Source organism: Proteiniclasticum ruminis DSM 24773, from assembly GCF_000701905.1.
Classification (GTDB): Bacteria; Bacillota; Clostridia; order Clostridiales; family Clostridiaceae; genus Proteiniclasticum; species Proteiniclasticum ruminis.
This window is the reverse complement of record NZ_JNKC01000004.1, coordinates 235237-261475: the sequence shown is the minus strand read 5'-3', so window position 1 is coordinate 261475 and position 26239 is coordinate 235237. Positions and strand designations below refer to the sequence as shown.

Genomic DNA, 26239 nt, shown 5'->3' with positions numbered 1-26239 from the left:
GAATTTGAGCCTTCTTTTGAAGGAGATGGTACTTGCCATGTCTCCGGGTCCTCCTTTAAGTTAGAATATTTATGCATAAAATGCACTATTTATACATGATATCTGGATAAGATTTAGAAGTCAAGAGATAAAAACGGCTTAAAATAAGGTTATACGTTTTCATGAAAATAAAAAAACATGCATAGATTTTATTCATCTATGCATGTTAGCTTTCATGTTTATTTTTTTCAGTAGGTTCTTTTCACATGGATGGAAAGAAGATTCTCACGAAAAGTGGCATCTCCTTCATCCACCAGGGCACCCAGAAGCTGGAACTCCTGTCTTTTTCCAGTGGCGCCCAGAAGGCTCCAATAGTACTCCTCATATTCCGGTTTTCTGGGTTCGTTGAGGAACTTTGTCAGGTGGGGAAGGTCTTCTGGCGGGGTGGTGGTGGTTCCTCGCACTGTGATTTCCAGTGTTTTCTCATCGCTGAAAAAAGAGATGTCCAGTTTTTCAATGCCATGATGGAGAAAATAACCCAGCAGTTCCTCCAGAATTTTTACGGAGCGCATTCTATTTTCCATTTATTCATCTTCCTCCCAAGTATGTTTGCTGATGTTTAAAGAATCCAGGACAGGAACTAGAATGGCGGCTACGAATCCGCCGGAGAAGCCGTTGTTGTAGAGGTTCATACCGCCATGGAGGCTTCCCACATTCATGACCACGGCCATATGGAGAAATCCGGCCAGGATACCGGGCAGAATTCCGTAGGCTCCGGCGATGGGAGCCAAAGTTGTGGCAAAGAGGGCCGCCAGAAGGGACCCGATGGCAGAAACTTCCCATTGGAAGATGAGATTTGCAAGATAGATGCCTGCCATGATGGGCAGGACATTCTTCACATGTTTTCCGAAGGCGCCAAAACCCACTACAGTAAAGATACCGCCTATGATAGGACCGTTGATGCTACCGCCAGCAGCGAGGAGATATCCCATGGAGAGGAATCCAAGAAGTCCCATATTGAGAAGGGTCACCGAAAAGCCATCTGATGCCACAAAATCAGATACCAGCTGGCCGGGTCTTTTGAGCAGATGAGAAAGTCCTCTTTGATAGCCTCTGTCATGGATCAGCCCAAACAAGATCATCCCGAGAAAAAGCACTGACAGATATACAGTAAGTCCAAAGTTCCCTTCAGAAAGAAGAACCGATGTGCGGTCATTCTCCAGGGCAAATCCTCTGAGAAGACTCATGGAGAGCATTCCTACGATACCGCAGGTGAAGCCGATGTTATAGAGATTGTAGCCCTGATGGAACCGGATAAACTGGCTGGCAAGAGGAGGCAGGATGAATCCAGCCAGGACTCCTGCGGCAATCCCGAGAGGGATGCTGTAGGTCAATGGCCAGGAATATCCGAAGGAGATCTGGCTGACAAGAGGTCCAAGAGCTGTGCCGAAAAATGCCGGCAGAATAAATTTTCCAAAGGGTTCTTTCCGGAACGTTGCGTGGAGAAGTACACCCCCCATGATGGGAAGACTGTTATAGAGATTCTTGCCAAAGAAAGCGAAACCGCCAATGGTGAATACGGCAGCAATGAGCGGCCCGCCCACGGTTGTTTTGCTTTTTTTTGCCATAATGACAGATAATAGCATGAGCAGGGCGCTGTTCACAAAAGCGGATCCTATGTTTCCGATTTCCATATAATCGGAAAGAAGGATACTGGTAGAGGTGTGTATCCGATAAAGACCTTCCAGAATCTCCAGGGGTCCGTTGAAGAAAAATCCTGTGACAAAGGTGAAAAGCACCGTCAGATATAGAAACTGTTCCCGGGTCTTTTGTGGGATTTCCGGGAAGGTATAAGGCTCTTTGGTGGCTCTTTGGGGGCTGTTCTTACGGAGAAGTTTGGGTGCAGCCAAATGAAAATCCCCTTTCGCGAAGCAAAGTTTTTTTCAGTATAACAAATGGGAGCCTCTGATGGAAGAAAAATGGATAATGTATCCAAAATGTTCAAAAAATTCCGGAAGCATTGAGGCAGGATGCTTGCAGGAGATTTTGAGGAAGGGATCAGGGGGGTTCTGGAGGAGTTTTCATTTCAGGAAGTGCGATTTATGGTAGAATCAAAATGAAAAGAAGTGAAGAAGGAGAGGAGGATATCCATGAGTTTTAATTTCGATCAGAACCGGCATGTGGCGAACCGGGTGGGACAGGAAGTGGAAATCAAAGAGCAGGCGAGAAAAGAGAAAAACCGGATGGAGCTGCCCGATGAGGAAAAAAGGGACAAGGAAGACTTCTCTTATAAAGCCCAGCGCCGAAAGCGCCTTTACCGGAACCTCACGGGAGTTCTTGGAATTCTTCTTGTTTTTTATGTGGTGTACTGGTTTGCCATGAGACTTTTCTAGTTTTGTAAGGAATAACGGAGGTTGTATTATGACACACAAGATTTTCAGTATGAGCTTTGGGAGAATCTATCCCCTGTATGTGGCCAAGGCAGAGAAAAAAGGAAGAACAAAAGAAGAAGTGGATGAGATCATCCTCTGGATGACAGGCTATGATGAGGAAGGGCTCCAAGAAGTGCTGAAGGAAGAGAAAACGGTGGAGCGCTTTTTTCAGGAAGCACCAAAGCTTCATCCCAATAGAACCCTCATTAAAGGAGTCATCTGTGGTGTGCGGGTAGAGGAGATTGAAGATCCCCTCATGAGAGAAGTCCGATACTTGGATAAACTCATCGATGAACTGGCCAAAGGAAAGGCCATGGAGAAAATTCTAAGAGAGGCCTGAGTCCTTTTTGGGAAAAGATGAAATGAACCCAGAGAAAAAGAGAGAGCAGAGAGTTTTGAGGTAGATACACCCAAGACTCTCTGCTCTATTTCATTTATTCACCCAGCCGGGCTTTTTCTAAAGCGGCAATATCCAGCTTCTTCATCTCAAGAAGGGCTTCTGTTACTCTTTTCACTTCCTCTTTTGATCCTGTGACAAAGATGTCGTCAAAGTCCTCTGGAACAATCTGCCAGGAAAGCCCGTATTTGTCTTTGATCCATCCGCACTGCTCCGCTTCTTTCACAAAGGATAAACGGTCCCAGAAATAGTCGATTTCATCCTGGTCTTTACAGTTCACAATGAAAGAGATGGCTTCTGTAAAGATCTCTTCTCCTTCCATGGCATGATCCATGGCGGTGAAAAGCATCTTCTGCAGGGAGAACTGCAGATAGTTCACCTTGGCTTTAGCGCTAGAGGCCTCTCCCTCCTGATAGAAACTGACAAAGTCCACGGAGCTTTCTGGAAAGACCGATGCATAGAAGTTTCCGGCTTCCTCTGCCTTGCCGCAGACGTCTTTCGCAAACAGCAGGCAGGGCATGATCTTTTGAGAGATGGGTTCTGCTTCGACCAAAGAGAGCTGCCAGGAAAGACCAAACCGGTCCTGGATCCATCCATAATAAGGGGAGAAGGGATAGCTGTTCAGTTCCATGAGAACTTCTCCACCCTCTGCAAAGGCGTTCCACAAGCGGTCCACCTCTTCTTTTTCTTTGCACTGGACCATGAAGGACACAGACGGATTGAATTTGAAATAGGGACCGCCGCTGATGGCGGCAAATTCCTGGCCGGCTAACGTGAAATAGTGAAGGGGCGCATCTCCGGAAGGGGTATCTTCGATGACAATATCCCGGAGCATTCGGGAGTCTTCAAAAAGGCTCATATAGAAAGTGACGGCTTCTTTGGCTTCCTGGTCAAACCACAGATGGGGCACGATATTTTTCATGGGCTGCTCCTCCTCGTTTTTCATAGGTTGCTTACACTGTATAAAAGAGAAGAAAGATGTTCAATATCAGAACGGAAACGAAACAGCAAACGTTTCATGAACGGCTCTGAAATTTAGTAAAACAGAACTTTTTGATGGAATCAGAAGCTTTTCTCCTTGGTGAAGTGCCATAGAGAGGGCAGATCCTTTTCTTGGATCGGCAGAAGATCCTCATACCGGGAAAGCACATCCTCCAGAGTCGGGATCCCCGTGATGTTTTCACTTCCGAGGGTTTTATGGAAAAAGGACAAAAGAAGAGCCTTCTGAATTTCAGAGGACTTTTCTGGTCCCAGTTTTCCGGAAAAACCGATGTAGGGGGAAATGGGGGAATACATATAAGCCATGGAGAAGTCCACATGGTTGGTGTCTCTCATTTCAAAGAGAGAGGCTTCACTGCTTGCGGACAAAAGAGTCCTCAGATGCAGGTTGTTGGGACCTTGGGACCACTGGCTGCTTCTCACAAAAAGCGCTGGAATGGAGAGTCCATTGGAAAGAGCTTCTTCTCCCAGGGGCTCCAGCCAGGCATCCAGACCCAGAAGGGCAGAAATCCTACTGTCTTTTTGAGCAGCATAGACGTCCCCGCCACCACCGGTAGAATGTCCAAGAACGCCCACGGAGCTTAGATTCATGGCATGGAAGAAGGGATCCTTCTCTTTTTTCTTTCGTGCTAAATCCTCCAGAACACTAAGGACATCTTCACCATAGGTGCTCATAAGAAGGGAAGAGGCCTTCTGGAAGGCTTCCGCGGAGACTCGGCTGGGCAGGGCCTCTTTTTTCAGAAGGGCTGTGCTACCGTCTTGTAGCGGTACCGCCTGAGAACCGTAGGTGTGGTCTATGGAAATGGCAATGAATCCGTAGGACGCCAGATGTTCAGCGAAATCCGTATGAAGCTGCCGGAATCCTTGCCATCCGTGAGAAATGAGAACCACGGGATAAGGATTATCTGCTGGAAGCTGCGGGGCATCAAGATAGGCATTGGCATAGATCTCTGCGGTGTGGTCCAAAAGGAAGGCAGGAAACCGGAAGCTTTTTGCTAAAGTCCTGGTGAGGGTTTTCCCTTGGGTGATCCATTTGGTTTTTTGGTGTCCCTCCGTTTCTTCAGCAGGGTACCAGACCTGGTAGGCAATCTGCCGGTGATCCTCCGGATCCTCTGTATAAGGCTCGTCCCGGGAGGTGTCTTCCAGAAGATAGATCTTTGTGCCCACCTTGTAAGGGCCTTCCGGCTCTTTGATTTTCATCTTTGGAAACACTGCAGAAAAGAGGAGGAAAAGAAGAAGGAGGGTTCCACCCAGAAAAAGGAAAACACGATGTGTGCTTTTTCCTGGATGAAAAGCGCCAAAGGATTCCAGAAGAAAAAGACCTAGAGACAGTAAAAAGAGAGCGTACAGTGGATAAAACTGCCACCGGGGTTTTCCAAGAAGAAGAAATGCCAAAGGCAGCAGAAGCAGGAGTCCGAAAAGAAAGGGATGTGTTTTTATCTGTTTCATAAGCTCCATCAGATCTCCTCCTTCTGAGTGGTTTTTAGAATACGCTTTGTGTCGATGCCATGGTTTTTCAGAAAATCAAGAATCTCACGAAGATCCTCTTTGGACAGAGTTCTTTCTCTTGCAAGGATCCAAAGGCTTTCCCTGCTTTTTCCAAGGACCACTGCATAGCGGTAATCCTCGGCAATCATGATGACGTTGTACTCTCCCTTGAAAGGCCAGAAAAACTGCACATAAAGAGCACCGGGTTCCTTCTCGTTCCGTACCCAGGCTTTGCCGCGGATGCCGACTTTCTTTCCGTTTCTAAAGCCTGTATTATGTACCCGAAGAATGCCCTTTTCATCCACATGATACCGGGCAGTGACGTGAGTCAGCTGTCTCTGTTCTCTTTGGGGCAGCTTGCCGATTTCATACCAGAGCCCGAGATATTTTTTTAGATTCAATTCTTTCACAGTGGGGATGGGTGTTTCTTGTTTTTTCCTGAACATACGCTTCAACCTCATTCCAATGGATGATCTCTTTTTTTCATGGTATCACAAAAACACAGCACGCTCCATAAAGTGCCCTGGTTATGACAGACTGAAAGGGAAGGGAGAGGAAACTCCTGAAAGAATAAAACGCACCGGATGGATGCGCCTAAACAGGGCATCTATCAAGTGCGTTTTCTATCGTTTTATTGTAAATACTGTCCGTAGGAGCGGAAAAGATCTGTCACTTCGTTGAGATAGTCATAGTACTCCCGGTCAGAAAGAGGCGTGCCTTCCAGCTCATTGAGCCTTCTGAAGTATCTGGGTGCCTTTTCTTTCTCCAAGATCACATCGCTGGCCACATAAAGAAGCTCAATGAGTTCTCGGCTTTCTCCGTAGGTCGCGAGAAGGTCTTCTGCGATACGGATGGTTTCGCTGAAAGCGTTCAGCTGACAGTAGGCATTGGCAAGGCCAAACCCTGCTTCATAAGTAGCTTCTTTCAAAAGGGCGGCCTGATAGTAAAGGACAGCTTCCTTATAGTGCTCGTCTTCATAGTGGTCATCAGCAGTTTTCAGGAAATCTTCATAGGAAACCAGGGAAAGATTTTCCATAGGCAGTGCATCTTTCAGGTTCTCCAGTATACTGATGGCTACCTTGGGACCGTCATAATCCCTTATACAGCTGTGGACCTTTGGTATGAACTCAGTTCTTCCGTACTCGGATTTTGCATACCAGATGTTGGATTTGGACGCACCTTTTTGCGGCGTGGAGGATTTGGATCTTTTGATGGAAAAGGTCCGTTGTTCTTCTGGCAGAAGGGTGCAGTCTGTGGCTTTTGCTTTGAAGTTAAAGTAGAGATAGTCCTCTTCATAAAGGGGAAGACTCACCATTTCCCGATAGACCGTGGCGTTCTCATACCATCCCACGATGCGGGACTCCTCTTCATTAAGGGCAGCTGTGAAGACCACAGTGACGCCTTGAAGCTCTTTGGTGCCCTGGGAGACGCTGCGGAAATGCTTATCCAGCAAAATGTCTCCGCCTGTGCGGACATAGCCATAGCAGTTCCCGTTGAAGTCCCGGAAGTTGTCTTTCTCAAATACATCGGAAGGGTCTTTGATGAGATGGCCAGCATGCCTTGGCTGGTCCTCCCTGGTGATGCCGTTGTAGTATTTCATCCAACTGATGTTACAAAATATATAGTCCATAATTTCTCCCTTATCATTTTTTTCACTGTTTTCAAGTGTACCACAAAGAGAATGGCAGATGGGCCGTTGCATCATATTTTTTTTCATATGATGAACAGGTTACTGAGGATTCCTTAGAGTCATACCCAATGCAAGTCAGATCTGAAGATCCTTCTTACGAGAGGGTATAGTATTTTGCGTCTTCAATACCATCCAGGTAGAGGAATTTCTTCACGGTGACTTTGATGATGCAGGCATCTTCCATGGATTTGAAGAAAGAAAGGCCTGGATGCTTTTCTGTAAGGAGAGTCAGGATTCTTTCCTCCTCTTCCTTATCTTCAATAATGGAGGCCTTACCGTAAGCGGTGAGGGCCCGCACATGGCTGTAGCTGCTCTTAATGTTCTCCCTGGTGTCGATGAGCAGGCTGACTTCAGGGTTTTCTATGACATTTGTATGTTTCAGGCTGCCTCTTCGGGTCACCATGTAAAGCGTATCTCCTTTTTCACAGGAAAGGTACAGCATCAGGGAACTGTTGGGCAGATTGTTTTTGGATGTGGAGAGAACACAGAAACTGTTTTCTCTAACCATTTGGATGCAGTGTTCCATGGACATAAAATCACCTCATTTAATTTTATATATTATACCATCTCAAGAAGAATTCGGAATGAATACCAGGAAGAGAAATAGAAAAAGCCATCCTTCGTGATGAGGAAGATCTCTCTCTTGGAACGAGGACTGAGAAGAGAGCTTAAAGTTCCCAAAAAACTCGTTAATCTATTCACAAAAAATCCGTGAATTCTTCATTTTTCTTTGGACTGAAGTCAGAGAAAAGGCAAAGGAGTAAAATGTCCTGATCAGGAACATGTCTTCTCTATAAAGATTTATTAAAAGTGCAATTTTCTGATTATTCAAATAGGTATCCGTGTAAACATTTATGTAAACGTAATTATGCAACGTAGCAGGTAATATGCAACCATATGACATACACAGATGTGTTTATTGTGAAGACAAAAAAAGATCGCTGATGAGGAAGTTTTATACAATTCAGATTGTTTTGAGATTATCAGGTTATTATCAATGATTGAATATTATTGACAAAATGTTAATAGAGGAATAATATTGGTATCAATAACACAGGGTTTCTGCTGTTTATATAGAAATCCTGAAGGTAGAAGGAGGGGTTTAAGTGCTTCGGTATGTAGTAAAACGTGTGGGCCTGGCGGCTCTCACAGTATTCATCATCACAGCCATCACATTTTTCACCATGAATGCGATTCCTGGAGGACCCTTTTCCAAGGAAAAGGCACCCAGTGAAGCGGTAAAGGCTGTGCTGGAAGCACGTTTCAACTTGGATAAGTCGGTGCCGGAGCAGTACATTCTTTATCTTGGGAATATACTGCAGGGAGATTTCGGTGTTTCTATCAAAACAGGTAGAGACATTGCGCTGACGATCACGGAGTCCTTTGCCATTTCTGCAAGACTTGGCGGTATGGCTGTTGTGGTGGCACTGAGTGTAGGCTTAGTCATGGGAAGCCTGGCTGCCCTTACAAGAAACAAACTGCCGGATCGGCTGATTATTTTCTTTTCTACTCTGTCTACAGCGGTCCCCAGTTTTGTGCTGGCCACACTGCTTCTCCTTGTCTTTTCCATTCAGCTTGGATGGATTCAGGTCTGGAGTGCGGAATCCACAAACTATATTCTTCCAGTTATTGCCTTGTCACTATATCCCATGGCATACATCACAAGGCTCACCAAGAGCAGTATGCTGGATGCTTTGGGTCAGGACTACATCAGGACCGCCAAGGCAAAGGGTGTAAGCCAATGGAAAATCATCTTCAAACATGCGCTTAGAAATGCCCTGATTCCCATTGTGACCTATGTGGGACCCATGACAGCGTATATCCTCACTGGAAGTCTGGTGGTTGAATCTGTTTTTACCATAGGTGGCCTAGGTTCTAAATTTGTCAGTGGAATCACCAACCGGGATTATCCCATGATCATGGCGACGACTATCTTTTTAGCGACGCTCATGGTCATTGCCAATCTCATCAGTGACCTTGTGTATAAGCTTGTGGATCCAAGAATCAGTTTTGACTAGGAGGGAGATCAGATGCAAAGCATGGAACGTAGAAATATAAAAAACAGCCTGAGTCTGCAGCTGGATCCCAGCGTATTCGAGCTGGCCACAGAGGAAGAGAAGCTTCAGCAGGAAGTCATGGGTGAATCCACCACGTTCTTTAGAGACGGTATCAAAAAGCTTATGAAGAATCCGTTGGCGGTATTCAGTCTGGTGGTATTATCCATCATCATCGTGACCATTCTGGTGGCGCCTATGGTGGTTCCCTATAAGTATTCAGAAATCATTTCCGTGGATGGAAAAAGAGACCGCGGCGCAAAAAATTTGAAACCTTTTGAGTATTCAGAGCTGGAACAGGAATATATCGAGAACGGTGGAGAGGTATTCCCCCATATTTTCGGTACAGATGCCCTGTCCAGAGACTACTTTATCCGTGTGGTTTATGGCACAAGAGTTTCCTTAAGTGTAGGCCTTTTCGCCAGCCTCATTGTTCTGGTCATTGGACTTTTATATGGCAGTATTTCCGGTTATGTAGGTGGACGGGCGGATCTCATCATGATGAGAATCGTCGATATCATCTATTCTCTGCCGGATATGCTGATCATCATCTTGCTCTCTGTGGTTCTGGACCAGGTGCTTCAAAGTGCCGGGGGAGGTCTTGTGGACCGGCTGGGCAGCAATATGATCAGTATCTTCCTGGTCTTTGGACTTCTTTACTGGGTTGGTATGGCAAGGCTTGTCAGAGGACAGATTCTGTCCATCAAGAAGAATGAGTATGTGCTGGCAGCCAAGGCTGTTGGGGCAAAAGCACCTAGAATCATTAGAAAGCACATTCTGCCCAACAGCATCAGTGTCATCATTATCTCTACAGCGCTTCAGATTCCTTCTGCTATTTTTACAGAGAGTTTCCTAAGCTTTGTAGGCCTTGGTGTACAGGCGCCGATGCCTTCCCTGGGATCCCTGGCCAATGCGGCCAGAGAAGGTCTTCAGAGTTATCCCTATAAGCTTCTTTTCCCAGCCACCATCATCTGTCTCATCGTATTGTCTTTGAACCTTCTTGGTGACGGCATGAGAGACGCATTTGATCCAAAGTTAAGGAAGTGATGATATGAGTGAATATTTACTGGAGGTCAAGAATCTCCATACCTCATTTTTCACCGATGCCGGTGAGGTTCAAGCGGTCAATGGCGTGTCCTTCAATCTTGAAAAAGGTAAGATCCTTGGCATTGTAGGGGAGTCTGGTTCCGGAAAAAGCGTCACAGCGTACTCCATCATGAGTATCTTGGCGGATACAGGAAAAGTGACAGAAGGGGAAATCTATTATAAGGGCGAGAATGTTCTGGAGTATGACAAGAATAGAATCCATAGCTTCAGAGGAAAAAATGTCAGCATCATCTTTCAGGACCCCATGACAAGTCTCAATCCAGTGTTCACCATTGGAAATCAGCTGGAAGAAGCGATCCTTCTTCATACGAACAGGAATAAGAAAGAAGCCAAGGAGCATGCAGTGAAGATGCTGGAGCTTGTGGGTGTCAATGAGCCTAGAAAGCGAGTGAAGCAGTATCCGTATGAACTTTCCGGTGGTATGCGGCAAAGAGTCATGATTGCCATGGCCCTGGCCTGTGAACCCGACATCCTCATCGCCGATGAACCGACTACTGCGCTGGATGTGACCATCCAAGCACAGATTCTGGAACTGATGCAGGAGCTACAAGATAAGCTTGGTATGGCCATCATCCTTGTGACCCATGATTTGGGGGTCATTGCAGAAATGTGCGATGAGATCATCGTCATGTACGGAGGACGCGTTTGTGAACGAGGTACAGCAGATGATATATTCTACAATCCTTCCCATGAGTATACCAAAGGGCTTTTACACTCCATCCCGAACATCACACGGGTTAAGGAAAGACTGAAACCCATCGCGGGAACGCCCATAAACCTTCTCAATATGCCTTTGGGATGTGCCTTTGCCAGCCGATGTGACCGAGCGATGAAAATCTGTCTCAATGAAGTTCCAGAGGAGCTTCATTTTGAGGGGGTTCATGCAGCTGCCTGCTGGCTCAACGTGAAGAAAATGATAGAAACCAGGAAGGAGGAGGAACATGGAACAGAAGTATCTCATTGAAGTGGAAAATCTCAAACAGTATTTTCCCATCAGCATGGGCTTATTTAAGACACAGATGCTGAAAGCCGTGGACGATGTCTCCTTCAAAATAAAACCCGGAGAAACCTTAGGTCTTGTGGGAGAATCCGGATGCGGAAAGACCACCGTCGGAAGATCCATCGTGCGGCTTTATGAGCCCACGGAAGGAAGTGTCTACTTTGATGGGGAGCTGGTGAGTAAAAATAACATCACAGCCATGAGAAGAAACATGCAGATGGTGTTCCAGGACCCTTATTCCTCACTGAATCCAAGAATGACGGTGGAAGACATCATCGGAGAACCTTTTGATGTGCATAAACTTTACAGCAACAAGCGGGAGAGAAGAGAGAAGATCTTAAATCTCATGGAGCTTGTGGGCCTTAATGCAGAGCATGCCGCCCGGTATGCCCATGAGTTTTCCGGAGGACAGAGGCAAAGAATCGGCATCGCGAGAGCCCTTGCGGTGGAGCCGAAGTTCATCGTCTGCGATGAGCCGGTATCGGCCCTTGATGTATCCATCCAGGCCCAGGTGCTCAATATGTTTGAGGATCTCCAGAGTAAACTTGGTGTGGCTTATCTCTTCATTGCCCATGATCTTCTTGTGGTGCATCATCTGGCCAACCGTATTGCGGTGATGTATCTTGGAAAAATTGTGGAGATTGCGGACGCGGATGAACTGAACAGTCATCCTGTGCATCCTTATACCTTATCGCTGCTGTCTGCTGTGCCCATCCCGGATCCAAAGATTGCCCGGGAAAAGAAGAGAATTGTGCTGGAAGGCGATGTGCCAAGTCCACTGAAAATGCCCAGCGGCTGCTCTTTCAGAACCAGGTGCCGCTATGCAACAGCTAAGTGCGCAGAGGAAATGCCACCACTTCTGGATAGAGGCGGAGAACATTTTGTTGCCTGCTGGAATGTGTAGCAGAAGCTTATTTTTGAAGTAATTTTGGGGACTTCCCGGAAGGCTTTATCGAGCCCGAGGGAATCATCAATAAAATATTACGGTAGACCAAGAAAAAAAGGAGGAAATTACTATGAAAAAACCCCTAGCGTTGTTACTTGCTGCGCTCATGTCCTTGTCTGTCCTTGCTGCCTGCGGAGCGAAAGAAGAAACTCCTGAAACCCCAGAAACTCCTGTTGAGACTCCTGGGGAAGAAGAACCCGCAGAAGATGTGGTGGATCCTCTGGTTTGGGCAGAATATGATGCCCTCATTAAAGAAATCAAATCCAGCACAGACTTCGTTGCCCGTGAAGCTCTGATGCATAAAGCTGAAGATATGCTCATGGAAACCTTCGCTTTAGTGCCTATCTATTATTACAATGATATTTATCTGCAGAAACCGGATGTGACAGGTATTTACTCCAATCCTTACGGAACCAAGTACTTTATGTACGGTGCTGCACCTAATAATGTGCTGAAGCTTCAGCTGGCCAGTGAACCAGACAAACTGGATCCTGCCCTGAACAGTACCGTAGATGGTGCAACTCTTGCAGCCAATACTTTTGTAGGACTTTACACCTATGATGACAAAGGAAATCTTGCACCTGCTCTAGCTGAAAGCTATACAGAGTCCGAAGATGGCCTTACCTATGTATTCACTCTGAAAGATGGACTTAAGTGGAGCGACGGTTCCGAGCTCAATGCCAAGGATTTTGAGTATGCATGGAAAAGAGCTGCAGATCCAGCTACAGCTGCAGACTACAGCTACATGTTCAACTCCATCGCAGGTTTTGACGACAACAACCTTCAGGTGACAGCATCTGAAGATGGAAAGACCCTGACTGTTGTTTTATCTGCTCCAACAGCGTACTTCCTGGATCTTGTGGCTTTCCCAACCTATCTGCCTGTAAAGAAGGATGTTGTGGAAGCACCAGCTGATTATGCCACAAACCCTGGCGCATGGGCACTGGAAGCTGGATTTGTATCCAACGGTGCATACACCTTGCAGACCTGGAACCATAATGAAAGTATGGTTTATGTGAAGAATCCGAACTATTACAACGCTGACAAGGTAATGATTGAAAGACTGGAATTCATGCTGAGCGATGATGATGCAGCTATTTTTGCAGCATATCAGTCCGGAGACCTTCAGTTCATTGATACCGTACCTACAGATGAAATCGCTGGACTTCTAGACAGCCCAGAATTTAACATCGTAGATCAGCTTGGAACCTATTATGTGACCTTTAATGTCAAGAGCGGCCTCTTTGAAGGCAAGACTCCTGCACAGGCCAATGCCATGAGAAAAGCCATGGCTCTTCTCATCGACAGAGGATATATTGCAGAAAATATCGGACAGACAGGCCAGCAGCCAGCCAATGCGTTCATCCCTGCAAAGATGATGGACGGTCATGGCGGCGAGTTCAAGACCAACGATGCAGACTACACCTATCCAGACGAAGCAACAGCTGGATACTTTGACCCAGAATACTCTGATGCGGCTGTGGATGAAGCCATCGCTCTTCTGGAAGAAGCTGGATACAAGTTCACCGCTGATGGTATGCTGGATGCATCCACACCACTCAAATTTGAGTATGTGACCAATGAGTCCTCCGCACACGTTGCCATCGCAGAAGCTCTTCAGCAGGACTTCTCCGTCATCGGTATTGATATGACCATCAAGACTCTGGAATGGAGCGTATTCCTCAATGAGAGAAAAGCAGGAAACTTCGACGTAGCTAGAAATGGCTGGATTGCAGACTTCAACGACCCAATCAATATGCTTGAAATGTGGACATCAGACTCGGGCAACAATGATGCTCAGTTTGGTAAATAAATCTCCTTGAATGAAAGGGGGGTCAGCACTTGGTGCTGACCCTTCTTTCTTTCCGTCTATGATGTTCTGAATGCTTGAGTGTGTAAGGGAGGCTTATGGAAAAAGAGCGTGAAAACAAGGATTATTTTCCAAAGCGTTTCCGGTAACCGCATTTTCTGCAGAGCTCTTCCACAGCGGTTCTTCTTGAGAACCCTTCTGTCAGGTTCTTGGCTCGCTCGCTTTCGATGATCTCTCTAAAGGGCGTGTCCTTTATGTTTCCAAGGTTTATGATGCCTTCTCCATCCAGACAGCAAGGCACCACGATGCCGTCTGTGAGGATTCCCACCTGGTCTTTCAGGCCATAGCAGAAGCCTTTTCCATCATCTTCCTCTTCGGTTAAGGCCGGCCACTGGAACTCGTGGTCCTGATTGATGTAGATCCCTTCTGCAAGCTTCAGGCCACGTCCTGGCTGAACTTTTTCCAGAATGGGGTGTTCCAGTTGAAACTCTTCTTCTATCATTTCCAGAAGAGCTCTGTTTTTCCTCGCATCTAGGCTTAGAAGATCTGATGGATCAATGTTCCAGAATCTCAAAGAGACGATGGGGTGTCCTTTTTGAGAAGCTTCTTTGGCGAAGTCCAGAATGGTCCTCATATAGCTTCCTTTGTCTCTTTCTTCCTCATTTCCATCCAAACTGTGCAGGGAGAAGTTCACCTGCCTCAGGGCGGGCTTTTTTAAAAGCATTTCACGATGCTTGGATAAAAGGGTGCCATTGGTGGTGAGATTTACTTGGATCTTATTCTCCATGCAGAGATCCAGAAGCTTTTCAAGTGCTGGATGAAGGAGGGGCTCTCCTTTCACGTGTAGATACACATGGTCCGTATAGGGCTTAACTTCCTCTAGTCGTCTTTCAAATTCTGCCACAGACAGGAAGCTTTTGGGACGTTTTGTTTCTGGACAGAAGCTGCAGGAGAGATTACAGGTACTGGTGATTTCCATATAGATTTTTTTATATTTAGGCACGATGGTTCTCCCTCCATTACATTTCATCATCTGAACTGATTTTAGCACGGAATTTGAGTTTCCACACGAGGCTTTTGCGAACTCATTTTATAGAAGTACACAAGATTGAAGATTCAAGTAGGCAGTATGAGGCAGCGGAGTATTGGCATAGTCCTCATGTCAGACAAATAGTGGGCGAATCCTCTCATAGACAAAGAAAAGCGGATAAGATAGTTACACTCTTACGAAAGTACTTATAAAAGAAGGTAAAAGATGTACGTGAATACTCAAAAAGATATTGCATAGTTTTAAAATTTATGTTATTATTAAATTTTATGAAAAATAAGCACAGAAGATGAATTAGTGCTATGATGTAGGTAGGAAGAACCATCAATTAAAGTATGAATAGGAAATGGGGAGAAGATGACAAAACTTCTTTCTTGATTTCGGAAATATGATGGGTGGAAAAGCCCTTTTTTTAATCCAGCAAAATGAATGAACGTTCATTCATTTTATAGTCTGACATCTAGTAGGGATAAGAGTACCGTCACAGTCCGTGGCAGAGTACAGGTTGATTGTTCAGAATATTTCGCATACTTATCACGTGAGTTGCGGAGGAGATACCATGAATAAAAAGGAGCTGATTCGTCTTTCTGCCACCAAGATTATTGCAGAAGAGGGATTCTACAAAACTAAGGTTCAAGATATTGCAGATGATGCGGAGATTGCTGTTGGAACCGTGTATATTTATTTTAAGAATAAAGACGATATTCTGGACTATATATTTGAGTCGCAACACACCAAGATGAGTGAGTTTATAGAGAGATTGGAGAAAGAGGAGATCTCTCCTCTGGAAAAGATCAAGAGAATACTGAGGTACCATTTCAAGGAGATGGAGAATCATCCAGATCTGGCCAAAGTGCTATCTCAGGAAGGTACAGGATCACTCAAGAATCAAGACAGTGAAATGAAAGACGATTCACTTGGAGTTCCGGATATCTTCCAAAAAATGCTGGAGGATTCTAAAGAAATCGGAGAAATTCGGGATATCGACGCTGAGATGTTTGGCTATGTGATTTTCTTTGTAGGCCGGGAGACGGCCTACTTACTCCAGATAAAAGGAAAAAGAGACAGATACTACAAGGCCTTTGAGGAGCTTCTAACATTCATCGTGAATGGAATCAAAGTCTGACATGTCACTTTCTGATACCATCGTATGAAAAAAATGGAGGATTAAGAATGGAAAATAGAACAAGACGAACCGAGATTAGACAGACAAAAAAAGAAAGTCATTTGGGGCAAACCGTGGCCAGCCTGCTTTTTGGAACCGTAGAATTGCTTTTGCTGTTTCGATTGGTATTTAAGCTTTTGGGAGCAAATAAAGAGAACCCAATTGTTCAGGGGGTCTATCAGATTACGCAGTATATCGTAGGATTATTTGAAGGGATTTTCTCTGAAATTTCTATGTTTGGTATTGGAAACACTGCAGTCTTTGAACCAGCAGCGGCCATTGCCATGGTTGCAGTGGCGTTTGTTGCCTGGGGTGTGCTGAAACTGCTGAAGCCCCGTCAAGGCCAGCGCTATGAAAAAACCCTATACGAAGACCCCAAATAGCATGGAGCCTTCTGCTTCGATGTTGCGGAATCTTATGGAGCAGTAAGATGAAATGGCGATGTATAAGATATGTGTTCTTTACCTTTGAGCGGGAAGCTTATTAGGAAATCCCGGATCGCACCTGCTGAACTCTTGTTCACAGATAAAATGGAGGATGAACAATGGATAATTTTAAAAGAAGAATAGAGGGTACATTTAAAGATACAAAGAAATCTGCAGAAATCATCAAAGACAAAGCAGACGATAGAATTGACGAAATCAAAGGTAGAGCTAAAGAAGAGATTAGAGACGTGAAGGAGAGCGTAATAGACAATATTCAGGATGTGAAAGATCAGAAACGGGCTGAAAAGATCAGAGATAAAGCAGAGGAGAAAGCGGATAAACTTATTAAAAAAGCGGAGAATACAGCCGATCATCTTATGAAGAAAAAAGATTTTTAGGCCAAAGAATCGTTACATGGATCAAAATAGTTTCCGTGTCATCAAAGAGCCCTGCCTTGTAAAATTAGAGCAATGAATCAGCTCAGCTGTTTTATCACAAATAAGCTTTCAAAATAAAAGGATATGTTCATCTGGGACACCGGATGAAAAATTTTCAAAAGAAAGGAGAATTCACTATGAACTCCAATAGAGCATGGGGATTGCTTGGTACTATTCTGGTTGTTGTATTGATCATTTGGATTGTTCAAAGAATACTGTAGTTTCAGGAAGATATAAAGACCCTACTTAGATTTCAGGGACCATTGAATGGCATAAAGCTCAAAAGATGGATCTGAGTAGTTCAACGCAGGGCAGCACGATACATATCGTAAACGAATTGGATGGATGAAGTATAGGAGGCTGTTGTAAAATAGCCCCAGCTGAAAAGAGATAGAGTACCTTACGGTTTCTATCTCTTTTTTTGAGTAATAAATGGCAGAATATACCATAAACTCCATGGAATCCAATTACAGGAGCGCCTTGTCTATGGTATGATAAAAATGGAAAATGAAAATCACAGAATCTTCCAAAGCTTCAAGTTGGCGCGAAGTCTTTGGAAAGAAAGTCATGCCGCCTTGCAAAGTTAAATCTTTAACAAAAATAGTGATGCATAAGTGAAAGTTTATCAAAGAAAAGCAGATGTGAAATCTGAAAGGACAGGAAAGAGGAGGAAAATCTATGAAAGTCAAGGTCTGTGTTGGATCCAACTGTACGTTGCTGGGGGCTATGAATATTCTGGATCAGATTGAAGATCTGAAGGAAATCATTTCAGAACATCCGGAGAGCTACCAGAATGAGTCCATGGAAGTGGAAGCGGTGAAATGTGTCGGAATCTGTAAAGGAACCACAGAGCCTGTTGCACCCGTGGTGGTTCTGGATGGGGAAATCATCCTCCAGGCATCGGGTCAGGTGGTAATGGAAAAAATAATGGATAAACTGAGAATCGAAGGATAATACATGCGGGGGAGATTGCAATGAAGGAAAGTTATGTGGATCTCGTCAATATCAGACGAAAAGTCTTTGCTAAAATAGCTGAAATGGCCTATGAGGATGTGGAGCTTCAGGAACTGGAGAAAGCGTCCTTTGAGATTATTCCAGGTGAAGTGGCGCATTTTAGAGACAGTGTGTTCCGTGAAAGAGCCATTGTCGATGAGCGCCTGCGTCTCACCATGGGGCTGGATGCGAGAAAACCCATTGAGTTCCATCGGGTCACCGATGGTATCGTGGATGAGGATGTGGAGAACACTCTGTTTCTTGAGCCTTTGGTCAATGTCATCACCTCAGCCTGTGAAGCCTGTCCGACGAAAGCCTATGTAGTTACAGACAACTGCAGGAAGTGTCTTGCGCATCCATGCGTGAATGTCTGTCCTGTCAATGCAGTATCCATTGGAAAAGACCGGGCTGTCATTGATCAGGCGAAGTGCATCAAATGTGGGCGATGCAAGGAGACTTGCCCCTACAGCGCCATTGTGGTTTATGAAAGACCTTGTGCTGCGGTATGCGGTGTCAATGCTATTGGCAGTGATTATCTCGGTAGAGCGGAAATCAACCAGAGTAAGTGTGTATCCTGCGGAAGGTGTGTTACGCATTGTCCTTTCGGGGCAATTTCTGATAAGTCACAGATTTATCAGCTGGTGAAGTCACTGAAGAAAGAAAAAAACTCTTACGCGATCATCGCGCCTTCCTTCCTGGGACAGTTTGGCCCTCTGGCCTCACCGGTTCAGATCTTTGAAGGCATCAAGCAGCTGGGATTTAAGGAAGTGCTGGAAGTCAGCCTGGGTGCTGATATCACAACACTTCATGAAGCCAAAGAGTACTTGAAGCGTGTGCCACTGGAAATTCCCTATATGGGCACCAGCTGCTGTAACTCCTGGACACTTATGGTGAAGAAGCTCTTTCCGGACCAGGCAGACTATATATCTGATTCTGCCTCACCCATGGTGGAGACGGCAAAGCATATTAAGAAAATGAACCCGGATGCTGTCATCACTTTCATCGGGCCATGTATTTCTAAAAAATTAGAAGCCCTGAGAGAAGAAGTCAAGGACTTTGTCCATTATGTCATTACCTTTGAAGAACTTATGGGGATGTTTGTGGCCAAAGGAGTTGAGCTTTCGGAGATCGAGGTCTCTAAGGAGATTCAGGATGCATCGACATTAGGTCGAGGCTATGCCATCGCAGGTGGTGTTGCGGAAGCTGTGAAGACCACAGCTCAGCTGCTGGACCCAACAAGAGACATTCAGGTGGAAGGTGCGTCCACTCTTCAGGACTGTGTAAAACTCATGCGTATGGCAAAGAGTGGAAAGAAAAATGGATATCTTCTGGAAGGTATGGCGTGTCCGGGAGGATGCATTGCAGGTCCTGGAACCATCGCTTCTATGAACCGTGTTAAGCGGGCAGTGGCGGACTTCAAGAACAAAGCGGAGTACAAGACGCCTCTGGACAATCTCCATATTGATTCTTCCTTGCGGAATCAGGAGCCTCCTCTCTAATATAAAAAAAGTACAAGCACCCTTTTCGGAAGACTTCTTTTTAAAAGGAGCCTTCCGAAGGGGTGCGGTTTTTAAAGTAAAAGTATGTAGGGCTCTTGATGCTCATATACAAAAAGGAAGCAGTTCAAAATGAAGAGCTGCTTCCTTTTTCTTATCTGTCCCGAAGAGTTCCGGACTCTGGGGCTTCCCCGATAGAGTCCGGTTTATCATCCTTGTCTGCATGTGAAGGCTTGGAAGGATCGTCCTTCTGCACCACGGTGCCGGACTCCGGGGCATCTTCCAGGTCATTGTTTTTGGGATGGTTCAGTTTCTGATCTAGATCATCTGTCATCATATAATGTTCCTCCTTAAGATTTCAGTAAAGTAGTTGGCTTCATTATAAGGAAGAACTGAAACCTGGCTGTGAGGATTCTTTGAACAATAAGTGAAACTTCAGGAGGAGAAACGGTTTCCGCTTAAAACAAAGAGAAGGCAATGCCGCATACGATTGTGGCACTGCCTTCTCCTCATCTAAGAAAATCTTTCCTGCACAAAGAGTTTGATGGCTTCATAAAGATGAGAGATGGAAGGTTTTGTCAGGAGGGTTCCAGTGAGACAGATGGGACTCTTTTTCTGGTGATCCAGAAGCTGCTGATAGAAGTCCTCCGTGAGATTATGGGTTTTCAGGTGGGGGAAGATATACCACTGCTTGGCCATGATGAGATGCTTCACTTCAATCCCGGTCTTTATGAGATCCTCTGTGATGTTCTCTACTAAGTCCTTGCAAAGATGCCCGTAGGTGTAAGCCACCAGAATGGTTTTCTCCTTGTCTTTATAGACATTGAAAAACTGAAGACACTCTTTCTTTCCTGCATTGGCTTTGTAATAGGTAGTGACGATGTTTTTGTTCTCCACTTCAAAGGTGCAGGTGACATAAGGATTTGTATCGATCTTTTTCATGAGGTCGTTGTAGAGATCATCTTTCAGGACATCTTTGGGAAGCTTCGTTGTCACCAGCACCTGATCATAGAGTGCTGTGTCAAAGGCCGTGTCGATCCGTACTTTGTTTGAGACAGGTTCCACCTGGATCACTTCAGCCCCATAGCGGATGTCACAGAGATGCTCACTGAGTTTTTCCATGAGGTGCTGCATCCCCTTTTCCACAAACAGCAGCTTGTCTCCCCGGATGATGGCTTTGATGGTCTGGGGATCAAAGGTGTGGAGGGCGTAGTAGGCTGGAACCTCTTCAATGGCACCAAAGCCATAGGCGGAAAGATGGGGCGCGATGACTTGTCTCATCATGGGAAGTTCATGCACCCTGAGAAAGTCTGAGAGAGGCATTTTGAGGCATCCGAACTCTCCATAGAAGGGAGAAGAATTCTGAGAAAAATGAGACCTGTACAGCGCTTCATAACGGGGGAGCTCTTCGACGAGCTTCACCACTTCCTCATGGCTCAGCTGCTCCACTTTCTGGTGGTGCTCATCAAGGAAATTACGATAGGTGAACCTTTCCGTATAAGAAATGCCCAGCTCAAGAAGCAGCTCTTTCAGATGGGGAGAAAAAGCTGCTGCAGTTCCGGTTTCCACCATAAGGCCATGATAGTACAGCGTTCTTACATGGCCTCCCAGAAGAGATTCTTTTTCATAAACTGTAACGTGGATGTCTTTTTTTTGAAGAAGATACGCGGCCAGAAGGCCGCTGAATCCTCCACCGATGACAGCGATGTGCATAGATTATACTCCTTAATAGTCCCGGTCCATATATGCCCACAATGGAAGAATGGTTCCCACCCCGATGGATTTTCTGTGAAACTCCAGAGGGGAGAGCAAGAGGTCTTCATAGAGCATCTGATGGGACAGATTATAGTTTCTGATTTCTCTTTGGAGGTCGATCTTCAGGGAAGACAGTGGTTCTGACTTGGAAAGCCTCGGCATCAGGGACGATAGACAGACTTTCGTGTAGCTTTCCCGAAGGGACAGGATCTCTTTAGGCAAAACATCGCTTTTCAGAAAATGGAGCTCAGGATCAAATCCGCTGGCATGAAGGATCTCATGGACCTTTTCTTCAAAGAGGTTCCTGATCTTGCACTGAAGCTGGGCATCTTCTAGAAAAACCAGATATTTTGTCTGAAAGCCCAGGTTCTGGGCCACAGGCAGCGCCGCTGCTGTGAGAAGATCCTCAAAGCAGTCCATGGAAAGTGTCTCATAAAGCCGAGAACAGGCGATCCTGCTTTGATAGTCGATGATGCTGTAGATATAGAGTGGTTTTCCTTCCTGCCAGTGGCCGCAGGCAGTCAGAAAGAAAAACCAGCACTCTCCGCTTTTTGAATCCTCATAAGGAAGCGTTTCTGAAGTGGACTTTGGCAGCTTCTTTCTGGAAAAAGCCATGCGCTGCTCTCGTCTTGAAAGATTGTGGCGCTTCATGATGTTGTACACTGCAGACTCACTAAGATGGACATCAATCTCCTCCAAAAGGTACTTGATTTCTCTTGGACCCAAAGCAGGATAGGTCCGGATGAGGGTGAGCACCTTCACCTCCAGATCCTTAGGGGTGCGGTTTTTTGGAGATATCGGAGCTTTCCTGGGCTTAAGACCTTCCATCCCCTTGGCTTCAAAGCGGTGGAGCCACCGGTAATAGAGGGTCCGGGAGATGCCGTACTTCTCGCAGGTGGTGGTGATACCATATTTCTGACCTTCTGCCAGAATGTTCTGCTTCTCTTTGGTATCCATCTTTCCCTCTCCTCTCCGTTTCACTTGATTTACCAAAACTTTAACATAATACAAGGCTTTATACAATGTAGAAAGAAAATTTTACTTTGGACTAGTGTGTACACTTCAAGGGATATTGCCTATTTACAAGGACTCTCCATCTATTGTAAACACATGGGTAAAGTAAATTATTGTTAATTTTAAGACAAAATGGGCAGTTGTTGAGAGAATGTGAGATTGTTATAATCATGTCAAATAAAGGGTTGAGGTGTAGAAATGAGTGAGCTGAAAGTCTTTTCCATCAAGAAGAATATCTATGAGGACAACAAGAAAGTGGCAGAGGAAACCAGAGGGTTTTTAAGAGAAAAGGGAGCCTTCATGGTGAATGTCATGTCTTCTCCCGGCAGCGGGAAAACCACCACGCTGGTGAGCACGGTGAAGGCGCTGAAAGAAGAAATGAACATCGGCGTCATTGAAGCGGATGTGGACTCGGATGTGGACGCAAAAACTGTCCAGGAAGCAGGTGCCAGAGCCGTGCAGATGCACACAGACGGACTGTGCCACATTGACGCTACCATGGCAAGAGCTGGGGTGGATGCTCTGGAAGTTTCGGATCTGGATCTGGTGTTTCTGGAAAATATCGGAAACCTCATCTGTCCTGTGGGCTATGATACCGGAGCCATGAAGAACATCGCAATACTAAGCGTACCGGAGGGAGACGACAAGCCTCTCAAGTATCCCATGATCTTCGCCAAGGTGGATGCGCTTCTCATCAGCAAGATGGATGTGATGCCCTACTTTGATTTTGATATGGAAGCATTGAAGGAAAGAGTGTATCACCTGAATAAGGACATTGAGATCTTCCCTCTCTCGGCAAAGACCGGAGAAGGAATGGATGCCTGGACAAATTGGATCAGAAAGCAAATGGGGAGGAAGTAGAACGTGGCGAAAAAACAGGAAAAAACAAATTTCAACAAATCAAAAAACTTTAACTTTGCCCTGAACTGGGCGGATGTGGACGGTAGAGAGTACCGTCAGGAGATCGTGGATCTGGCGAACAAGATCGGCAGAACCAAAGCGGGAACCAGCCGGGAGGCCATTCCTTTTGGTCCGGAGTATTATGCTCTGGCGCCTATCCTTTCTCCCTATGAGGCGAAGATTGCCCTTCATGTGTCTTTTAGAGACAAGAAGAGTGCAGAAGAGATCGCAGCGTCTGCTGGGGAACCTCTGGAAAAAGTGAAAAAAGCTCTGCAGCATCTGGCCTGGACCGGGGTGACCTTCTGGAACACCGTGGATGGGGTGGATGTGTACTGGCATGACATCTTTGTGCCTGGACATCTGGAGATGATCAACAACAACAAAGAACTGGTGGCAAAATATCCGGAAGTGGCGGAAGCTTTCTACTTCTTCGGAAGCAAGAAAGGGCCCATGGCTGCAGGGATCATGCCCATTGGCGGAGGCCCCATGAGGGTTCTTCCCATCGAGCGAGCCATCGACGGAAACTCAAAAAAGGCCAGCTACGAGGAAATCTCCAAGCACCTCCAAGAAGCCCATATCTTCTCTGTATCGGACTGCTCCTGCAGAACCTCCAGAGAAGCCATGAATGAAGGCTGTGGACACCTGAAAGAAGAGATGTGCATTCAGCTGGATCATGCGGCGGAGTACTACATCAAAACTGGAAGAGGCCGGGAAATCACAAGAGAAGAAGCCTTTGAGATCATCCGAAAAGCAGAGGACAACGGACTCATGCACTCTATGCCGAACCTGGATACGCCAGGACATACCCATGCCATCTGCAACTGCTGCGGCTGTGGCTGTTATGCCATGAGACTGGCCAATGAGTATCTTAATAATGACATCGTGCGTTCCAACTACAAGTCCGTGGTGGATGAGTCCAAATGCGTTGCCTGCGGAGAGTGTGTGGATGTCTGCCCCACCAATGCCATCAGACTTGGTCAGAAGCTTTGCGCAAAGACTCCTCTGGATGAGAAGGTCACAAAAGTAACCCCAAGAAACACCGAGTGGAAAGAGGACAAGTGGAACAGCGACTACCGGGTGAACCGGAAGAACACCTTAGATTCCGGAACTGCTCCATGTATCACCAAGTGTCCAGCTCATATTCCAGTGCAGGGGTACATCAAGCTGGCTGCCCAGGGGAAATACACAGAGGCATTAGAGCTCATCAAAAAGCACAACCCACTGCCTGCGGTCTGCGGCAGAGTCTGTCCAAGACTTTGTGAGGAGGACTGCACCAGAAGCGCCTATGATGAAGCGGTGGCTGTGGATGACATCAAGAAGTTCATTGCAGAGAAGGACCTGGAGGCAGGTACCCGCTATGTGCCAAAGAAGCGTCATGACTACAGCGACATGAAAGTGGCCATCATCGGATCCGGCCCATCGGGACTCACCTGTGCCTATGATCTGGCTCTGGACGGTTACGATGTGACGGTGTTTGAAAAGGAAAAGAGGCTGGGCGGTATGCTCACCTTAGGCATTCCTTCCTACCGTCTGGAAAAAGATGTGGTGGATGCGGAGATTGAAGTCATCAAGGGTCTGGGCGTGAAGTTTGAGACCGGCGTAGAAGTGGGCAAGGATGTGACGATAGCCCAGCTGAGAGAAAAAGGCTTCCATGCCTTCTACATCGCCATTGGGGCTTCCTTAGGCAGAAACCTGGGTCTTCAGGGAGAAGAGCTTCCAGAGGTCATGCACGGCGTAGAATTCCTGAAGAAGATCAACCTCGGAGAAAATCCAGGGGTATCCGGGAAGGTTGTCGTCATCGGCGGCGGCAATGTGGCCATCGATGTGGCCAGAAGTTCCATCCGGCTTCCTGGAGTAGAGAGCGCAGCTCTTTACTGTCTGGAGCCAAGAGACGCCATGCCAGCCCACGAGGAAGAAGTGGAGGAGGCTCTTTCAGAAGACGTGTCCATCCACAACAGCTGGGGACCTGTGCGTATTCTTCATGACGGCGTGAAAGTCACAGGAGTAGAGTTTAAAAAATGCATCTCCATCTTTGATGCTTCCGGAAGATTTGCACCGGTCTATGATGAGACGGACACCATTCTGGTTCCTTGTGACCATGTGCTTTTATCTGTGGGTCAGACCTATGGGTACGGGAATCTTCTCCAAGGAGAGGATGTTCTTCTCACAGAGCGTCAGACCATCAAGGTGCACCCTGCAACGCTGCAGTCCTCCAAGGCGGATATCTTCGCCGGAGGCGATGTGGCCAGCGGACCAAGACTTGCCATTGATGCCATTGCAGCAGGGAAAGAAGCGGCCATCTCCATCCATAGATTTGTTCAAAATGGACAGTCCCTGGTCTTTGGACGGGACAACCACTCCTACATCATGCTGGATAAGAGCAATCTCAAGGAAATTATGGACTATGACGGTACAGAGCGTCAGAGAATCGCAGCAGTTTCTGGCAGAGTGGCCAGAGATACCTTCAAGGATTTACGAGGGGTTCTCACAGAAGAGCAGATTAAAAAAGAGGCCTCCAGATGTCTTGGCTGCGGCGCCAGCAAAGTGGATGAGTATCTTTGTGTGGGCTGTGGTGCCTGCACCTTACGATGCAAATTCGGTGCCATCAGTCTGGAAAGAGTCCACGATGTCAAGGGCTTTGAGCTGGACAAACTGCCAAAGTCCGTGATGAAAAATGCCATTACAAGAAAAGCAAAGATTACACTGAACAAGATCAATCCGTTCAGTGAAACCAGATGATGGGGTGTTTGTATGCATGAGCTTGGTATTGTCTATGAAGTGATCCGGGTGGTGGACAGCTTTGTTCTGGAAAACCAGCTGTCCAAGGTGGATAAGATTGTGCTGGAAATCGGGCAGCTTTCCCAGGCCATTCCAAGATTCATCGAGGAATGCTATCCGGCAGCGGTGAGCGGCACCGCCTATGAAGAGACAAAGCTTGAGATCCTCACCTTACCAGCCATGGCCAAGTGCCATGACTGCGGGGAAGACTTTAACATTGTTACCCACCGCCGCATCTGTCCTTCCTGCGGGGGGAGTGCTTATACACTTCTCTCCGGTCAGGAGTTTAACATCAAAGAAGTCGTTACGTATTAGTGAAAGGAGCT

At 46.2% G+C, this 26239-nt stretch carries 27 protein-coding genes; 16 read left to right on the top strand and 11 right to left on the bottom strand.

What is annotated here, in order from left to right:
* Positions 1-227: 227 nt before the first annotated feature.
* Complete coding sequence (locus tag T487_RS0106140; protein WP_031575363.1) at positions 228-563, bottom strand: hypothetical protein; 336 nt, start codon at positions 561-563, stop codon at positions 228-230.
* Positions 564-1889, bottom strand: coding sequence for a DUF1576 domain-containing protein (locus T487_RS0106135; RefSeq protein ID WP_031575360.1), 1326 nt, complete (start codon positions 1887-1889; stop codon positions 564-566).
* Positions 1890-1947: 58 nt separating this feature from the next.
* Here T487_RS0106135 and T487_RS16400 point away from each other — a divergent pair, with 58 nt between their 5' ends.
* From T487_RS16400 to T487_RS0106120, 3 genes are read left to right on the top strand one after another with little or no spacing between them, the layout of a single operon-like run.
* The gene (locus T487_RS16400; RefSeq protein WP_155953246.1) at positions 1948-2088 is read left to right on the top strand and encodes a hypothetical protein; all 141 of its coding nucleotides are present in this window, start codon (positions 1948-1950) and stop codon (positions 2086-2088) included.
* Between the two features lie 41 nt (positions 2089-2129).
* Entirely contained in the window at positions 2130-2372 is a 243-nt protein-coding gene (locus T487_RS0106125; protein ID WP_031575358.1) for a hypothetical protein, read from the top strand.
* Between the two features lie 25 nt (positions 2373-2397).
* Positions 2398-2751, top strand: a complete 354-nt coding sequence (locus tag T487_RS0106120; protein ID WP_036909242.1) for a DUF2200 domain-containing protein — start codon at positions 2398-2400, stop codon at positions 2749-2751.
* A 94-nt stretch (positions 2752-2845) separates the two neighbouring features.
* Here the strand turns inward: T487_RS0106120 and T487_RS0106115 are convergent, their stop codons facing one another.
* The 5 genes from T487_RS0106115 to T487_RS0106095 form a co-directional block, all read right to left on the bottom strand.
* Positions 2846-3730 carry a VOC family protein gene (locus T487_RS0106115; RefSeq protein WP_031575352.1) on the bottom strand — a complete coding sequence of 295 codons (885 nt, stop codon included), beginning with the start codon at positions 3728-3730 and terminating at the stop codon, positions 2846-2848.
* Between the two features lie 140 nt (positions 3731-3870).
* Entirely contained in the window at positions 3871-5265 is a 1395-nt protein-coding gene (locus T487_RS0106110; RefSeq protein WP_031575350.1) for an alpha/beta hydrolase family protein, read from the bottom strand.
* Positions 5265-5741 (bottom strand): lipocalin family protein, encoded by a 477-nt coding sequence (locus tag T487_RS0106105; protein WP_051651552.1) that lies wholly within the window; start codon positions 5739-5741, stop codon positions 5265-5267. The genes T487_RS0106110 and T487_RS0106105 overlap by 1 nt, the downstream gene beginning before the upstream one ends.
* A gap of 185 nt (positions 5742-5926) precedes the next feature.
* Positions 5927-6895 carry a hypothetical protein gene (locus T487_RS0106100; RefSeq protein ID WP_155953245.1) on the bottom strand — a complete coding sequence of 323 codons (969 nt, stop codon included), beginning with the start codon at positions 6893-6895 and terminating at the stop codon, positions 5927-5929.
* Positions 6896-7079: 184 nt separating this feature from the next.
* Complete coding sequence (locus tag T487_RS0106095) at positions 7080-7517, bottom strand: pyridoxamine 5'-phosphate oxidase family protein (protein WP_031575341.1); 438 nt, start codon at positions 7515-7517, stop codon at positions 7080-7082.
* A 574-nt stretch (positions 7518-8091) separates the two neighbouring features.
* Here T487_RS0106095 and T487_RS0106090 point away from each other — a divergent pair.
* The 5 genes from T487_RS0106090 to T487_RS0106070 all read left to right on the top strand — a co-directional run bounded on the left by T487_RS0106090 (position 8092) and on the right by T487_RS0106070 (position 13905).
* Positions 8092-9003, top strand: a complete 912-nt coding sequence (locus T487_RS0106090; protein ID WP_031575338.1) for an ABC transporter permease — start codon at positions 8092-8094, stop codon at positions 9001-9003.
* A 12-nt stretch (positions 9004-9015) separates the two neighbouring features.
* Positions 9016-10086, top strand: coding sequence for an ABC transporter permease (locus T487_RS0106085; RefSeq protein ID WP_423219164.1), 1071 nt, complete (start codon positions 9016-9018; stop codon positions 10084-10086).
* Between the two features lie 4 nt (positions 10087-10090).
* Complete coding sequence (locus T487_RS0106080) at positions 10091-11110, top strand: ABC transporter ATP-binding protein (protein WP_031575332.1); 1020 nt, start codon at positions 10091-10093, stop codon at positions 11108-11110.
* Complete coding sequence (locus T487_RS0106075; protein WP_031575327.1) at positions 11088-12050, top strand: ABC transporter ATP-binding protein; 963 nt, start codon at positions 11088-11090, stop codon at positions 12048-12050. Before T487_RS0106080 ends, T487_RS0106075 begins: the two co-directional genes overlap by 23 nt.
* A gap of 112 nt (positions 12051-12162) precedes the next feature.
* The gene (locus T487_RS0106070; protein WP_031575325.1) at positions 12163-13905 is read left to right on the top strand and encodes a peptide ABC transporter substrate-binding protein; all 1743 of its coding nucleotides are present in this window, start codon (positions 12163-12165) and stop codon (positions 13903-13905) included.
* A 121-nt stretch (positions 13906-14026) separates the two neighbouring features.
* On the opposite strand, the gene T487_RS0106065 is transcribed toward T487_RS0106070, so the two are convergent.
* On the bottom strand, positions 14027-14881 hold the full coding sequence (locus T487_RS0106065; protein WP_242848023.1) for a radical SAM/SPASM domain-containing protein: 855 nt from the start codon (positions 14879-14881) through the stop codon (positions 14027-14029).
* Positions 14882-15509: 628 nt separating this feature from the next.
* Here T487_RS0106065 and T487_RS0106060 point away from each other — a divergent pair.
* From T487_RS0106060 to T487_RS0106035, 5 genes are all read left to right on the top strand, one after another.
* Positions 15510-16076, top strand: a complete 567-nt coding sequence (locus T487_RS0106060) for a TetR/AcrR family transcriptional regulator (protein WP_031575319.1) — start codon at positions 15510-15512, stop codon at positions 16074-16076.
* Positions 16077-16123: 47 nt separating this feature from the next.
* The gene (locus tag T487_RS0106055) at positions 16124-16498 is read left to right on the top strand and encodes a YggT family protein (protein ID WP_051651551.1); all 375 of its coding nucleotides are present in this window, start codon (positions 16124-16126) and stop codon (positions 16496-16498) included.
* A 161-nt stretch (positions 16499-16659) separates the two neighbouring features.
* Entirely contained in the window at positions 16660-16938 is a 279-nt protein-coding gene (locus T487_RS0106050; RefSeq protein WP_031575315.1) for a hypothetical protein, read from the top strand.
* A gap of 717 nt (positions 16939-17655) precedes the next feature.
* The gene (locus T487_RS0106040) at positions 17656-17931 is read left to right on the top strand and encodes an NAD(P)H-dependent oxidoreductase subunit E (RefSeq protein WP_031575313.1); all 276 of its coding nucleotides are present in this window, start codon (positions 17656-17658) and stop codon (positions 17929-17931) included.
* A 20-nt stretch (positions 17932-17951) separates the two neighbouring features.
* Complete coding sequence (locus T487_RS0106035) at positions 17952-19469, top strand: 4Fe-4S dicluster domain-containing protein (RefSeq protein WP_031575311.1); 1518 nt, start codon at positions 17952-17954, stop codon at positions 19467-19469.
* A 151-nt stretch (positions 19470-19620) separates the two neighbouring features.
* Here T487_RS0106035 and T487_RS0106030 read toward each other — a convergent pair whose 3' ends face one another.
* The 3 genes from T487_RS0106030 to T487_RS0106020 all read right to left on the bottom strand — a co-directional run bounded on the left by T487_RS0106030 (position 19621) and on the right by T487_RS0106020 (position 22178).
* Positions 19621-19803 carry a hypothetical protein gene (locus tag T487_RS0106030; RefSeq protein ID WP_031575310.1) on the bottom strand — a complete coding sequence of 61 codons (183 nt, stop codon included), beginning with the start codon at positions 19801-19803 and terminating at the stop codon, positions 19621-19623.
* Between the two features lie 176 nt (positions 19804-19979).
* Complete coding sequence (locus T487_RS0106025; RefSeq protein WP_031575308.1) at positions 19980-21179, bottom strand: FAD-dependent oxidoreductase; 1200 nt, start codon at positions 21177-21179, stop codon at positions 19980-19982.
* Positions 21180-21191: 12 nt separating this feature from the next.
* Entirely contained in the window at positions 21192-22178 is a 987-nt protein-coding gene (locus T487_RS0106020; RefSeq protein ID WP_031575306.1) for a helix-turn-helix domain-containing protein, read from the bottom strand.
* Positions 22179-22433: 255 nt separating this feature from the next.
* Between T487_RS0106020 and hypB the strand changes: the two genes are divergently transcribed.
* From hypB to T487_RS0106005, 3 genes are all read left to right on the top strand, one after another.
* Complete coding sequence (gene hypB / locus T487_RS0106015) at positions 22434-23096, top strand: hydrogenase nickel incorporation protein HypB (protein WP_031575304.1); 663 nt, start codon at positions 22434-22436, stop codon at positions 23094-23096.
* Between the two features lie 75 nt (positions 23097-23171).
* Complete coding sequence (locus tag T487_RS0106010; protein ID WP_031575302.1) at positions 23172-25874, top strand: FAD-dependent oxidoreductase; 2703 nt, start codon at positions 23172-23174, stop codon at positions 25872-25874.
* Between the two features lie 12 nt (positions 25875-25886).
* Positions 25887-26228, top strand: coding sequence for a hydrogenase maturation nickel metallochaperone HypA/HybF (locus T487_RS0106005; protein ID WP_031575299.1), 342 nt, complete (start codon positions 25887-25889; stop codon positions 26226-26228).
* Positions 26229-26239: the final 11 nt, after the last annotated feature.